Annotated in this window: 15 protein-coding genes and 1 pseudogene; 9 read left to right on the plus strand and 7 right to left on the minus strand. The window is 75.8% G+C overall.

What is annotated here, in order from left to right; translation table 11 throughout:
* Nucleotides 1-12 precede the first annotated feature (12 nt).
* Complete coding sequence (locus AB0L89_RS15935; protein WP_365140587.1) at nt 13-477, plus strand: (4Fe-4S)-binding protein; 465 nt, start codon at nt 13-15, stop codon at nt 475-477.
* On the opposite strand, the gene AB0L89_RS15940 is transcribed toward AB0L89_RS15935, so the two are convergent.
* The 3 genes from AB0L89_RS15940 to AB0L89_RS15950 form a co-directional block, all read right to left on the minus strand.
* Complete coding sequence (locus tag AB0L89_RS15940; RefSeq protein ID WP_365140590.1) at nt 470-1165, minus strand: HAD-IA family hydrolase; 696 nt, start codon at nt 1163-1165, stop codon at nt 470-472. The two genes, AB0L89_RS15935 and AB0L89_RS15940, sit on opposite strands and share 8 nt — an antisense overlap.
* 33 nt (nt 1166-1198) lie before the next feature.
* A complete protein-coding gene (locus AB0L89_RS15945) occupies nt 1199-1885 on the minus strand; it encodes a phosphatase PAP2 family protein (protein WP_365140592.1) in 687 nt (228 codons plus the stop codon).
* Between the two features lie 67 nt (nt 1886-1952).
* The gene (locus AB0L89_RS15950; RefSeq protein WP_365140595.1) at nt 1953-2888 is read right to left on the minus strand and encodes a M56 family metallopeptidase; all 936 of its coding nucleotides are present in this window, start codon (nt 2886-2888) and stop codon (nt 1953-1955) included.
* 249 nt (nt 2889-3137) lie between these two features.
* Here AB0L89_RS15950 and AB0L89_RS15955 point away from each other — a divergent pair, with 249 nt between their 5' ends.
* Nucleotides 3138-3779: an HAD family hydrolase gene (locus tag AB0L89_RS15955; RefSeq protein WP_365140598.1), complete on the plus strand. Its 642-nt coding sequence runs from the start codon at nt 3138-3140 to the stop codon at nt 3777-3779.
* A 29-nt stretch (nt 3780-3808) separates the two neighbouring features.
* On the opposite strand, the gene AB0L89_RS15960 is transcribed toward AB0L89_RS15955, so the two are convergent.
* Nucleotides 3809-4393, minus strand: a complete 585-nt coding sequence (locus AB0L89_RS15960; protein WP_365140601.1) for a DUF5134 domain-containing protein — start codon at nt 4391-4393, stop codon at nt 3809-3811.
* A gap of 167 nt (nt 4394-4560) precedes the next feature.
* Between AB0L89_RS15960 and AB0L89_RS15965 the strand changes: the two genes are divergently transcribed.
* Both AB0L89_RS15965 and AB0L89_RS15970 read left to right on the plus strand, forming a co-directional pair.
* Nucleotides 4561-6345 carry an FUSC family protein gene (locus AB0L89_RS15965; RefSeq protein WP_365140604.1) on the plus strand — a complete coding sequence of 595 codons (1785 nt, stop codon included), beginning with the start codon at nt 4561-4563 and terminating at the stop codon, nt 6343-6345.
* Nucleotides 6342-6878 (plus strand): MarR family winged helix-turn-helix transcriptional regulator, encoded by a 537-nt coding sequence (locus tag AB0L89_RS15970; protein ID WP_365140607.1) that lies wholly within the window; start codon nt 6342-6344, stop codon nt 6876-6878. Before AB0L89_RS15965 ends, AB0L89_RS15970 begins: the two co-directional genes overlap by 4 nt.
* A gap of 447 nt (nt 6879-7325) precedes the next feature.
* Here the strand turns inward: AB0L89_RS15970 and AB0L89_RS15975 are convergent.
* Nucleotides 7326-7487: pseudogene (locus tag AB0L89_RS15975) on the minus strand (GntR family transcriptional regulator); the annotation flags it as partial.
* 156 nt (nt 7488-7643) lie between these two features.
* Here AB0L89_RS15975 and AB0L89_RS15980 point away from each other — a divergent pair.
* The 5 genes from AB0L89_RS15980 to AB0L89_RS16000 all read left to right on the plus strand — a co-directional run bounded on the left by AB0L89_RS15980 (nt 7644) and on the right by AB0L89_RS16000 (nt 11883).
* Nucleotides 7644-8858 carry an ArgE/DapE family deacylase gene (locus tag AB0L89_RS15980; protein WP_365140609.1) on the plus strand — a complete coding sequence of 405 codons (1215 nt, stop codon included), beginning with the start codon at nt 7644-7646 and terminating at the stop codon, nt 8856-8858.
* Complete coding sequence (locus AB0L89_RS15985) at nt 8855-10291, plus strand: aldehyde dehydrogenase family protein (protein WP_365140612.1); 1437 nt, start codon at nt 8855-8857, stop codon at nt 10289-10291. The genes AB0L89_RS15980 and AB0L89_RS15985 overlap by 4 nt, the downstream gene beginning before the upstream one ends.
* A gap of 98 nt (nt 10292-10389) precedes the next feature.
* Complete coding sequence (locus tag AB0L89_RS15990) at nt 10390-11190, plus strand: SDR family oxidoreductase (protein ID WP_365140615.1); 801 nt, start codon at nt 10390-10392, stop codon at nt 11188-11190.
* 145 nt (nt 11191-11335) lie between these two features.
* Nucleotides 11336-11719, plus strand: a complete 384-nt coding sequence (locus AB0L89_RS15995; protein ID WP_365140618.1) for a penicillin acylase family protein — start codon at nt 11336-11338, stop codon at nt 11717-11719.
* Nucleotides 11716-11883, plus strand: coding sequence for a penicillin acylase family protein (locus tag AB0L89_RS16000; RefSeq protein ID WP_365141065.1), 168 nt, complete (start codon nt 11716-11718; stop codon nt 11881-11883). The genes AB0L89_RS15995 and AB0L89_RS16000 overlap by 4 nt, the downstream gene beginning before the upstream one ends.
* A 9-nt stretch (nt 11884-11892) precedes the next feature.
* On the opposite strand, the gene AB0L89_RS16005 is transcribed toward AB0L89_RS16000, so the two are convergent.
* Together AB0L89_RS16005 and AB0L89_RS16010 are read right to left on the minus strand one after the other, a co-directional pair.
* The gene (locus tag AB0L89_RS16005; protein ID WP_365140621.1) at nt 11893-12558 is read right to left on the minus strand and encodes a class I SAM-dependent methyltransferase; all 666 of its coding nucleotides are present in this window, start codon (nt 12556-12558) and stop codon (nt 11893-11895) included.
* Nucleotides 12559-12636: 78 nt separating this feature from the next.
* Nucleotides 12637-13029 (minus strand): VOC family protein, encoded by a 393-nt coding sequence (locus AB0L89_RS16010; protein WP_365140624.1) that lies wholly within the window; start codon nt 13027-13029, stop codon nt 12637-12639.
* Nucleotides 13030-13077: the final 48 nt, after the last annotated feature.

Consider the following 13077-nt stretch of genomic DNA (forward strand, 5'->3'; position numbering starts at 1 on the left):
GAGGAGCCCGCCATGGGAGCCGAACGAGGCAGGCCCTACCGGGGAAACGCCATCACCGTCACCTTCGACGCCGGGCGCTGCATCCACGCGGCCGAGTGCGTGCGCGGTCTGCCGCGGGTCTTCGACACGGCCCGGCGGCCCTGGATCCTGCCGGACGCGGCGCCCGCGGACGAGGTCGCCGAGGTCGTCAGGCGCTGCCCGTCCGGCGCGCTCCAGTACGAGCGGGCCGACGGCGCCACCGAGACGGCGGGCCCGGAGACGACCGTGCGGCGGTTCCCGGACGGCCGGATCGTCGTGCGGGGCGAGCTACGGCTGTCCGTCGAGGGCGGGGCGGAGTCGCGCGAGACACGGGTGACGCTGTGCGGCTGCGGCCGCAGCGGCAACCAGCCGTTCTGCGATCACGCCGGGCCCTGCGACCCGTCCGGCCGGCCCGAGTCCTCGGACGACGCGTCCGAGGACGGCAGGACCGTCACCTGACGAGGTCGAGGACCGGCTCCAGGGCGTCCGGGCGCGCGGCGGGCGGCAGGTGGTCGACGAAGTGCACCGCGCAGCCGAGGCCCGCCGCGCCGCCGTCGGCCCGCCGGTCGTCGCCCACCATGAGGACGTCCCGCGGATCGGTCCCGAGCGCCTCACAGGCCACCGCGAACAGCCGCGGATCGGGCTTCTGGATGCCGTGCTCGTACGACAGGACGTACGCGTCGACGTAGGGATCGAGCCCGTGGGCGCGGAAGACGGGCCGCAGGTCCCAGCCGATGTTGCTGACCACCCCGACGCCGACGCCCCGCTCGCGCAGCCCGGACAGGACCCGCGCCGCGTCGCCGTACGGGCTCCACGCGCGCGGGCTCATGTGCCGCTCGTACAGCGCGTCGTGCAGCCGGGGGTCGGGCAGCGGCACCTCACGGGCGAGACCCGTGTACGCGGCGCGGTGCAGCTCGGCGCTCTCGTCACGGGTGGCCCACAGGTCGGCGAGGTGCGCAGGGACGGCGACGGGCGAGGCCCCGCCGGGCAGCGCGCCCGCCCGCTCCAGGGCCTCGGCGGTTCGGCTCAAGTCGTCCTCTGGGAGCGCGACTTGGAGATCGTCGAGCACGGCCCGCAGCCAGGACTCGGTCGGCTCGATGCGGAACAGGGTCCCGGAGAAGTCGAAGAGCACGCCCTTGATCGTCATGCCCAGGATCCTCCGCGACCGGCCGACGCGGGGTCAAGTGCGGCCCGTGGCGCGCCGTCCGGGGCCGTACGCGTACGTCGCCACGGCCAGCGCCACCACCAGGGCGCCCAGCAGCCAGCCGCCCAGGACGTCGGACGGCCAGTGCACGCCGAGCCAGATCCGCGTCAGGCCGACCCCGACGACGGAGACCACCGCGAGGGCCACCGCCGTGCGCCACAGGAGCGGGCCCACGCCGTGGACGCGCAGCAGCCACAGGAGCAGGCCGCAGACGACGGCGGCCGTCATCGCGTGGCCGGAGGGGAAGGCCGCGTAGTGCGCGGAGTCCACGGGGTCGGGCCACTGGGGCCGGGGCCGGTCGAACGCCGCCTTGAGGGACTGCTGCACCACCGAACCCAGCACGCAGGCACCGGCCACCCACAGCGCGAGCCACCGCGCGCCGCGTACCGCGAGCCAGATCACCGCCACCGCGCACAGCGCCCGCATCGTCCAGGGATCCCAGAACCAGTCGGTGAGGATCTTGGCGGCGTGCGTGGCGTCCGGGTCGCCCACCGCCCAGCGGTGGGTCGTGCGCGCGATGTCGCCGTCGAGCGAGAAGAGGGGGCTCCACTCCAGCGCGACCAGGAGGAGCAGCAGGCAGGACGGCACGCACAGGACCGCGGCGGTGAGCGCGGCGCGGGTGCCGGGCGGACGGGGCGGGGAGTCGGGGGGTGCGGTGTCCATGTGGTGATCCTCGCCGACGGGGCGGGGCCGCGGCCATCCCGGGGTTCCCGGGCGCGGCGCGCGGGCGTCAGCCCAGCGCGCGCAGGCCCGGCACGAAGGTGACCAGGACGGGGATCACCGGGACGAGCGCGGCGGTCGCCGTCAGGCGCAGTCGGCGCCCGGCGGTCAGGCGCGGCCGGGCCGCGAGCAGCCGGTGCACGCGCTGCGGGACGTGGGCCTGCGGGGTCGGGCAGGGGCCGAACACGCCGCGGTCCTCGTTCAGTTCGACCAGGGCCAGGGCGATCGTGAGGCGGCCGAAGCGGCGCGAGGCGACGTCGTCGGCGGCGAGCTCGACCAGGCGGTGCATCTCGTCCCGGAACGCCGCGAACATCCGCATCTGCGGGAAGCCGGCCGCCAGCGCGCCCGAGCAGTGCAGCAGCCAGTCGTGCCGCGCCTTCGCGTGGCCCTGCTCGTGCGCGAGGACCGCGTCGAGCTGACGGCCCTTCAGGCGGCGCAACGCGGCCGTGGTGATGACCAGTTGGGGGGCCTGGCCCGGCAGCCACCAGGCGTCGGGGCGCTCCCCCTCGAGGACCACGAGACGGTCCGCGCCCGGCTCCTCGCCGGGCAACAGCGGGGCGCGCACCTGGAGTTCGGCCCGTCGCGCGGCCCGTCGGGCCCGCGCCCGCGCGATCTCGCGCGTCAGCATCGCGGCGGTCCACATCCCGCCCAGGGCCAGCGTCACCGCGGTGGCCGCCGCCCAGGGCCCGGGGGCCTGCAGGGCGTACGCCTCGACCACGGCGTGCGGCGCGGGCGCGAAGACGTGGCCGCGCACGGCCTGCCACGCGGCGGCGGCGCTCAGGGTCATGGAGAGCGCGCAGCAGAGCAGCACCCCCGCCACCACGCACTGCCAAGCCCACAGCGCGACCACGGGTTCGCGCTCCGGCCAGTCGGCCCGTGCGAGCATGCGGGGGGCGACGACGGCGGTCAGGGCGCCCAGCAGCAACAGCGCGACGGGGACCATCATGCCGCCCAGCCTATGAGGGCCGGGCGGGCGGAGGGTATGGCCTGTCCGCGCAAGTGACGGACGCCACGGCCGGAACAGGTGTGACGCGCGGACTGTGCGGGTGTACTCCAGGGCCGGCGAGGGGCGCCCGGCGGCGGGCACGGGCCCGGACCGCGCACGCACGGCTGTCCCGCGCGTGCGACACGACCGTGCTGCACGTACGGGTGACGACCGCCGTTCGTGCCCGGGATACGCCGTAATGTGCTGGTGATGATCGAGACCATCGTGTTCGACGTGGGGGAGACCCTCACCAAAGACGACCGTCACTGGGCCTCCTGGGCGGACTGGCTGCAGGTGCCGCGGCACACCGTCTCCGCGCTCGTCGGCACGGTCGTCGCGCGGGGCGGGGACGCCGCCGACGCCCTGCGGCTCATCAGCCCGGACATGGACGTCGCCTCCGCGTACCACGCGCGCGAGGCGGCGGGGCGCGGCGAGCACCTGGACGAGACCGACCTCTACCCGGACGTGCGGCCCGCGCTCGGCAATCTGCAGCGCCTCGGCGTCCGCGTCGTCGTCGCGGGGAACGGGACCTCGCGCGCCGCCGAGCTCCTGCGCGACCTCGACCTGCCCGCCGACCTGATCGTCACGTCCGGGGACTGGGGCGTGGCCAAGCCGGACCCCGCCTACTTCACGCGGCTGCTCGAAGCGGCCCAGGCCGGGCCCCGCGAGACGCTGCACGTCGGCGACCACCCCGCCCACGACATCTTCCCCGCGCGACAGGCGGGGCTGCGCACGGCACACATCCGGCGCGGGCCGTGGGGGCACCTGTGGGCCGAGGACGAGGCCGTCGCCGACGCCGCGGACTGGCAGATCGACGGTCTCATCGGGCTCTCGGCGCTGCTCGGGCGCTGAGCCGCGCCCCCGGTGCGCCGCCTGCGCGACTACAGCGTCAGCAGCATCGCGAGCATCCCGATCCCCATCGACAGGCGGCACGCCAGTGCCACCTCGGGGCGGTCCCCCCACCCGGGCCCGGGACCGCCCGTGACCGGGCCGGGCGCGGGCGGGCCGCCCGCCGTCGAGGCGACCGCGCGCGGGGCGAGCCGGGCGCCCGACCACAGGACGTATCCGGCGAAGTAGAGCAGGAGCGGGCCGGTGAGCGCCGGGCTGCCCGCGCTGCCGCCGTGCCCCGCGTGCGAACCGGGAGCCGTGAGCATCGCCACCGCCATGTAGACCATCGCGGCCGCGCCGATCAGATGGTGCAGGTGGTGGCGGTCCGCGCGGGCCGCCCACACGGCGTGCAGCGCGGCCGCGCCGAACACCGCGGCATAGACGCACCAGGCCCAGCGCGGGGGCGCGACCACCGCGGCGGGCACGGCCATCACCGCCATCCCGAACCCCATGAGCGCCTCGCCGCCGGCCGTGCGGCGCTGCTCCTCGATCCGGCTGCGCATCCTCAGCAGGCAGTAGGCCCCGGTCGCCGTGCAGAGCGCGACGAGCAGCCAGGCGGCCTGCGCCGGTCCATGCACCGCGTACCTCCCCCTGTCGACGGTGTCCTCGGGTCGATGCCCGGGGGCGTGGGGTCGTACGCGAGCGCATGGGGGTGCACGGGGAGCACGGGGGAGTGGGGCGCGCCTGCCGGGGCGTGTCCCGGGTTCAGATCTTTTGCAGGTAAAACACTTGCTAACCTTTCCGTATGAGCAGCACGCCACCGTCCTCGTCGTCCGCCTCCCCGTCGCCCGCGCCCGCGCGCCCCCCGCGCGTCCGCCGGCTCCCGCTGGCCGGTGTGCTGCGCCCGGTCAAGCCGTCCGACATCTGGTTCAAGCCCGCCGGCAGCGTGGTCGTGGCCACCGCGATACCGAACCTCACGCTGCTCGCCCTCGGGCGGCTCGACCTCGTGATGTACACGATGGCCGGAACGTTCTGCGCCCTGTACGCCCACAACCTCCCCTACGCCGCCCGTGCGCGCGCCCTGGCCTGGGTCGTCGCCGGGATGACCGCGAGCATCGCCGTCGCCCTGGTCACCGCCTCGCTCACCGGCTCCGCCGTGATCCTCGTCGCGGTCGGCGCGCTGCTCGCCGCCGCGCAGAAGACGCTCTGCGACGCCACCCGCATCGGGCCGCCCGGCCACCTGATCTTCACCTTCATCAGCTCCGCGAGCCTCTTCGCCCCGCAGAGCCTCGGCCAGGTCCCCGGCCATCTCGCGCTGACCCTCGCCGGCGGAGCCGTCGCCTGGCTGGTCGGCATGGCGCCCGCGCTGGTGCGGCCGCACGGGCCCGAGCGCCGGGCCACCGCCCGCGCCCTCCACGCCGCAGCCGCGTACGCCGACACCGCGCGAGCCGACGCGTCTGCTGCCGGTGCCTCCGACGCCGGTGCCTCCGACGCCGGTGCCTCCCGCGCCGCCGCCGAGCGGGCGCGTGCCGCCGCGGCCGCAGCGGTGCACGCCGCCTGGCAGTCGCTGCTCGCCACCGGGACCCGTGGCGCCGCCGCCCGGCGCGCCCTGGCCCGGCTCGTCGTGCGCGCCGAGGAGGCCCTCGCGGCACCCGGCGCCGCGGACCCCGCCGCGCTGCGCGCCTGGGCCGCAGGGCTGCGGGGCACGGGCGCCGTCCCGCGCCCCGGCGACGTACGCCCCGAAGAGGCGGACGAACTCCTCGGAGTGGAGGCCGAACTCGCCGCGCCGAAGGTGTCGCTGTGGCGGCGCGTCGGCCCCGGCTCCCCGCTGCTGCCCGTCGGGCTGCGCACCGCCGTCGGCTGCGCCCTCGCCGGGTACGGTTCCCTCGCGCTCGGCATCGGTCGCCCCTACTGGGCGCTGGTCACCGCCGCCTCCCTCTATCAGGCGAACGTCACCCTCACCTGGAACCGGGGCGTGCAGCGCGTGGTCGGCAACCTCGTCGGCGTGCTCGCCTTCGCCGCCATCGCCCCCTTCGCGCACCTCGGGCACGCCGAACTCATCGTCAGCTGCCTCGTCCTCGCCTTCGGTGCGGAGGCGCTGATCACCAGGAACTACTGGCTCGGCAGCGTCTGCGTGACGCCGATGGCGCTGCTCGTCACCGAGTTCGCGCGGTTCCAGCAGCCCGGCGAGCTGATCCTCGAACGGGTCGTCGACACCCTCGTCGGCGCCGTGCTCGGGATCGTCGCCGCCGTCCTCGTCACCAACCGGCGCGCCGCCGACCACATCGAACGCGCCATCGTGGCCACCGACCGGGCCAGGGAGCAGGCCGAGGCCGGCCTCGCGGGCGCGGGCGCGGTCGAACCGGCGCGGCGCCGGCTCACCGCAGCCCTCGTCGACCTGCGCGCCAGCGCCGACGCGGCGGCCGGGGAATGGTGGCAGCGCGCCCTGCCCGAGCAGCGGGTGGTCGACGCCGAACGCGCCGGACACCGTACGCTCGCGGCGACGGTCCGACGACGGAGCGGTGAGAACGGTCAGGGGACGCGGCCCCGCGCGGGGGCCGCCGACGCCTGGGAGGGCGCACGAGCATGAGCGAAGTGAACGGTCCGGTGGCGGGCCCCGGTGGGGACACCGTGGCCGCGGTGGTGCGGCAGTGGCAGACGGTGCGCCCCGACATCGACACCGGGCCGATGGAGGTCATCGGCCGCATCAACCGCTGCGCGGCCCTCCTCCAGCAGGCCGAGGACGCCCCGCTGCGCCGGGCGGGGCTCACGCGCGCCGAGTTCGACCTGCTCGGCGCGTTGCGCCGCACCGGTCACGAGCTGACGCCCGGTGAGCTGGCCCGCGAGACCTTCTCCTCAGGGGCCGCGGTCACCAAGCGGCTCAAGCAGCTCCAGGAGCGCGAGCTGGTCGACCGCCGCGCCGACGCCCGCGACCGCCGCGTGGCGCACGTCCGCCTGACCGAAGCGGGCCGCGACCTCGTCGACGCGATCCTGCCGGAGCAACTCGCGTACGAGACGGTGGTGCTGTCGGTGCTCGACGGCGAGGGCCAGGGCCGACTGAGCGGACTGCTGGGGGAGTTGCTGGCGCAGCTGGAGGGGCGGATGGGGGTGCGGCGGGGCTGAGCGACACCCTCGCGGCCGACCCGGGATCCCCGGCCGGGGTCCGGTTGGCCCAGCCGTCCGCCACCGCCGCCGACAGCAACCCCCTTGCCTCCGGCTCCACATGGTCCGCGTAGTGCTCGTGCAGCGCCTCCCGGGCCAGGCGGGCCGCCCCCGTGCCGTCGCCCGCCTCGATCGCGGCCAGGACCTCGCGGTGGTGGGCGATTCCCGCATCCGTACGACGTCCTCCGGCGTGTGCAGCCGCGCCGCGAGGCGGCTGGTCCCCGCGTCCAGCACCATGCGGAACTGCACCGGTTCGCCGAGCGAGGCCACGCGGGATTGGGTGAGGCGGCCCAGGGCGCGGCTCAGGTCGTCCGGCGAGACGCCGAGCACCTCGGCGCCGAGCGGATCCCTTGGGCGGGAGCGGACCAGGCCCGCCGACTGCGGCACGCGCAGCGCCTCGCGGACCGTGGAGCGGCCCGCGCCGAACCGCCGGACGAGCTCGCGCTCCCCGGGAATCCGTGCGCGCGGCGGGAGTTCACCGCTGAGGATGCGCTCCTCGATCTGCTCCGCCACCCGCTGATGGGCGCGCACGGGCGTGACCGGCCGGAAGAGATCGTCGTCGGCGGTCATGGCCCTCTCCACGGTTGCCGGTCGGTGCGGGCGACCAAGATCCGACGGTTGACCCGGGGCTGAACGTGCGGGCAGAGTGCGGGAGTTCGACTGGTCCGACCAGCTGACCAGCAGGCCGTGAACGCCGCACTCAGCAGGACGACTTGGAGGTCCTCCATGGCCACCGCACCCCCGACCGTCCCCGCCGTCGACACCGAAGCCGCGATCGCCCTCACCCAGGACCTGGTGCGGCTGCGCACCGTGAACGCCGCCGGAGCGGCCGAGGTCGAACAGCCCGCCGCCCTCCTCGTCCAGCGCCTCTTCGACGCGTTCGGCTGGACCTACGACGTCGTGGAGGTCGCCCCGGGGCGGCCCAACACCGTCGCCGTCGTCGAGGGCGGGGGAGGGGCCGGGCCGACGCTGATGTTCGAGGGGCACGTCGACGTCGTCACCGAGGGCGATCCGGCCGACTGGAGCGTCGATCCGTACGGCGCGGAGATCCGCGACGGGAAGCTGTGGGGGCGCGGCGCGGCCGACATGAAGTCCGGTGTCGCCGCCATGATCCACGCCGTGCGCGCCCTCCAGCTCGCCGGACCCTTCCCCGGCCGCGTCGTCGTCGGCGTGCTCTGCGACGAGGAGGGGCTGATGCTCGGCGCGAAGGCGTTCGCCGCGTCGCCGCTCGCGCGGGAGGTGGACGCCGTCATCGTGTGCGAGCCCGAGGGGTACGAGGTGTGCACCTCGGCTCGTGGCGGCATCCGGCTCCGGCTCGACCTGCACGGCGTGATGGCCCACGGCGCGATGCCGCAGGAGGCCAGGAACCCCGTCGTGGCCGGTGCCCGCGTCGTCGACGCGCTCGCCGCCGTCCAGGAGTGGGCCCAGGAGCGCTACGGCACGCACCCGCACGCCGGAAGCGTCACCGTCACGCCGACCGTGCTGCTCGGCGGCGACCCCGACCAGCTCAACGTCATCCCCGCGCACGTCGTCGTCGGCGTCGACGTGCGCACCGTGCCCGGCACCGACCACGCCGAACTCATCGCCCGCGTAAGCGAGTCGGCCGAGAGGGCGGCCTGCGGGGTCGGTGTCTCCGTCGGCCTGACCGTCGTCGACGACCGGCCCGCCGTCGAGGTCGCCGACGACCACCCCGTGGTGACCGCCCTGGTCGACGCGCACCGCCGGGTCCACGGGGAGGAACCGCCGTTCGGGGCCGTGCCCGGCACCACGGACGGCACGATCCTCACCCGCGACGCCGGTCTGCCCACCGTCGTCTACGGCCCCGGCGGCAAGTGGATCGCCCACCAGAAGGACGAGTACGTCGAGGTGCGCGAGATCGGGGAGTACGCGCGCGTCTACGCGGCCGCCGCCCGCGCGTTCCTCGCCGGGGGCGCCCGATGACGTACCCGCAGGGGCTCCCCGTCGGCGACGGCTGGGTCCCGGCGCCCGGCCGCGCGCCCGTCACCTTTCCGTACGACGGCAGCGGGATCGGCGAGGCACCCGTCGGCGACGAGACGCTCGCGCGGCGCGCCGTCGCGCACGCGGCGGGCCTGCGCGGGCAGGTCGGCGCGCTCCCCGCGCACGTACGGCGCCGCGTGCTCGCCGAGGTCGCCGCGGAACTCGCCGACGCGCTGCCCGCGTACGCCGACCTGCTCGTCCTGGAGACCGGCAAGCCGCGCGTCGACTGCGAGGTGGAGATGCGGCGCGCCGTCGCCACCTGGCAGGCCGCCGCCGACGAGGTGGCCCATGTGCGCGGCGAGACAGTGCCGTTGGACGTCCAGCCGGCCGGTGAGGGGCTCTTCGGGTTCTGGACCCGGCGGCCCGTCGGTGTCGTTGTCGGCATCGCGGGCTTCAACTACCCCGTCCTGCTGGCCTCCCACAAGGTCGCGCCGGCCCTCGCCGCGGGCTGCCCGGTGATCGTCAAGCCCGCGCCCGCGACACCGCTCGCCACGCTGCGCCTCGTCCACCTCGTCCGCGAGCGCCTGGCCGCCGCGGGCGCGCCCGCCGGGGCCGTCCAACTGGTCACCGGGGACGAGACGGTGGGCCGCGCGCTCACCACCCACCCGGACGTCGCCGCGGTCTCCTTCACCGGCTCGGCCGCCGTCGGCCACCGCATCGCGCGCGACGCCGCGCCCCGCAAGGTCGTCCTCGAACTGGGCTCCAACGCGGCGCTGGTCGTCGCGGCGGACGCCGACCTCGACGCTGCGGCGGACGCGGTGGTGCGCGGCGGCTACTACGCCTCGGGCCAGGCCTGCATCTCCGTCCAGCGGGTCGTCGCCGTCGACGCGGTCGCCGCGGCTTTGGAGAAGAAGATCGCCGAGCTGCTGCCGGACGTACGGGTCGGCGATCCGCGCGATCCGGCCACGCGGGTGGCCGCGCTCATCGACGAGGCGGCCACCGACCGCGTCCTGGAGTGGGTCGCGCGGGCGCGCGCGGCGGGTGCCCGGGTGGTCGCCGGGGGCACCCGCGCCGGCCGCTGTCTGGCGCCGACGCTGCTCGCGGGCGTGCCGGACGGGGAGCCCGCCTGGGACGAGGAGGTCTTCGGCCCGGTGGTCTGCCTGCGGGCGGTGCCGGATCTGGAGACGGCGTACGAGGCCGTCAACGCGAGCCGCTACGGCCTGCACGCGGCGGTCTTCACCCGTGACCTGGGCACCGCGTTCCGCGCCGTGGAGGCGCTGGAGGCGGGTGGCGTCGTCTTCAACGAAGTCCCCGGCTACCGCAGCGACATCGCCCCCTATGGCGGCGTGAAGGACTCGGGCATCGGCCGCGAGGGCCCGCGCTTCGCGATCGAGGAGCTGACGGTGACACGGATGGCGGTCATGCGCACGGGCTGACCGGCGGCCCGCGTCCGACGAGCGAGCGCAGCCCGTGCCGGGGTCCGCCGACCCCTCCGGCAGAGACCAGAGAGAGGCACAAGAGCGTGGAGACACCCGTGAAGTACGCCGATCTGTTCCGTCTGGACGGGCGTCGGATCGCCGTCGTGGGCGGTGCGAGCGGGATCGGCCGTGAGGCCGTCCGCGCGCTGGCCGCGCAGGGCGCCGAAGTGATCGTCGCGGACCGCGACGGGACCGGAGCCGGGCAGACGGCCCGGCTCGCCGCGGCCGAGCGGCCCGCGCCGGGCCGCGCGTCCGGCACCGCCACCCCGTACCCCCTCGACGTCCTGGACCCCGACGCCGTGCGGGACGCCGTCGCGGCCTGGGGCCCGCTCGACGGCCTCGTCGTCACCGTCGGGGTCAACGTGCGCAAGCGCATCGCCGACTACAGCCTCGCGGACTTCGACCGGGTCGTCGCGCTCAACCTGCGCGCCTACCTCACGCTCGTGCAGGCCGTCGCCCCCGGCATGGCCGAGCGCGGGCGCGGCAGCGTCGTCGGGTTCGCCTCGATGCGGGCCTTCCAGGTCGAGCCGGGGCAGAGCGTGTACGCCGCGTCCAAGGCCGGACTCGTCCAGCTGCTGAGGACCGCCGCCGCGGAGTGGGGGCCGCGCGGGGTGCGGTTCAACGCGATCGCTCCCGGCGTCGTACGGACCCCGCTCACCGACCAGATCGCCGCCGACCCCGCCTGGTACGAGGCCTACGCCCAGGCCTCCGCGCTCCAGCGGTGGGCGGGGCCCGAGGAGATCGCCGGGGCCGTCGCCTATCTCGTGTCCGACGCGGCCACCTACGTCACCGGCGCCGTGCTGACCGTCGACGGCGGCTGGACCGCGGTCGACGGGCGGTACGAGCCGGACGTGTGACGGCGCTGCCCCCACCTCCTGTGACATGAACCCGAAGGAGCACCGTGTCCCGCTCCGCTGGCGGTCGTGCGGGTGCCGCCCGGTCCGGCACCGCGGTACGGGCAGCGGACGCGGCGGCCCGATTCCCTCACGTACGCGAAGGCCGGTGACGACGGAGTTCGAGGTGCCCGGACTCGCCGAGCCCGTGGAGATCCTCGTCGACGAGTGGGGCGTCCCCCACCTGTACGCCGCCTCGCAGGACGACCTGTTCCTCGCCCAGGGCTTCAACGCCGCGCGCGACCGGCTCCGCAGCCACGGCCTGCACTACAACCTCCACGACGAGGTCGCCCGCGCCCTCACCCTGCGCGATCACGGCCCGGCCGTCGAGGAGCTGCGCCGCCGCCGCGAACCCGCCCCGCACCGGCTGCGCGTCCCCGAAGGCCTCGACCTGTCCGTCATCCCCGACGACGTCCTCGACGTGTACACGCTCGCGACCACCCCGCCGTGGGCGGCCGTCGGGCCCGCGCCTGGGACGAGTCGGTGGCGATGAACTCCCCGGGCCAGTCCGGGGACCCCCGCAGCCCGCACTACGCCGACCTGTTCGAGGACTGGGCGGCCGACGGCGCCTTCCCGCTGCTGTACTCCCGCGAGCGGATCGAGCGGCACACCGTGCGCACCGTGGTGCTCAGGCCCCCGGCCCCGCCGTCGCCCTGAGCCGCCCGCTCACCCGAGGGGCACGAGCGGCTTGCGGACCAGGAACTGCGCCCCGGCCGCCTCGTGCCCGTTCATCGTGGACACCGTGACGCGCCGGCTGTCGACCTGCTCGAAGCCCGCCAGCAGCGCGCGCAGGTGCTCCTCGGTGTGGTGACGGCAGACCGCGCCGTCGGAGGTCTCGAAGACGCCGTGGGCGTGGTCGCCGGGCCGTTCGGCGAAGCGCGCGTACCGCTCGCGGTTGCGTGCGTCGTCCTGGAGCAGGTAGTCGCTGACGTACAGCAGCCCGCCGGGCCCGAGCACCCGGTCCAGTTCGGCGACCAGCCGCCGCTGGGCGTCGGCGCGGGGCACACAGGTCAGCACCGCGAACAGGACGACCAGGTCGGCGCTCGCGGCGGGGCGGCCCGTCGCGGGCGGCGCGGCCAGGACGTCGAAGCGGCGCGAGGGGTGCAGGGCGCGGGCCCGTTCGATCATCCCCGCGGACGTGTCGACGCCCGAGAGGTTCCGGAAACCGTGGGCCGCCAGGGTCTCCAGGGTGCGGCCGTATCCGCAGCCGTAGTCGAGGACGGCGGCGCCCCGGCCCACGCCCGCGAGCCACGGCGCGTACAGCGGATGCGTGAACGTCTTGGTGGCCGCGACGGCGTCCCAGTACCCGGTCTGGCTGTCGAGGTCGGTCACGGGAGTGCCTCCAGAAGGGCTCGACGAAGGCCCCTCATGCTGGCACGGCGGCGGCCGTCGGACACCCGTCCGAAACGGTCAGATGCCGGGCCGGTAGCGGATCGGGTGGTCGTGCGGGACCTCCACCAGGACGATCTCCAGGCCGTCCGGATCGGCGATCCACATCTCCACCAGCCCCCACGGCTCCCTGACCGGCGGCCGCAGCACCTCCACGCCGCGCTCCGCGAGCTCCTCGTGGGCCGCTCGGACGTCCGCGACCTGGAGCCACAGCCGGAGACCGGGCGGAGGCGGGGCGTCCGAGCGGCCGGAGACCTCCAGGAAGCCGCCGCCGAGGAAGTAGACGGTGCCGCGCTCGGGGCCCGTGCCGAACTCGCGGTAGACGGCCAGACCCAGCGTCCGGCCGTAGAAGACGCGGGAACGCTCGGGGTCGGCGGGGCGAAGGAGGGTCCTGCTGCTCAGTACGTGCACCATGCGGCCGCACCCTAGCCGGGGGTTAGGCTCGGCGGAGGAACAAACCGC

Source organism: Streptomyces sp. NPDC052114 (genome assembly GCF_040680155.1).
GTDB lineage: Bacteria > Actinomycetota > Actinomycetes > Streptomycetales > Streptomycetaceae > Streptomyces.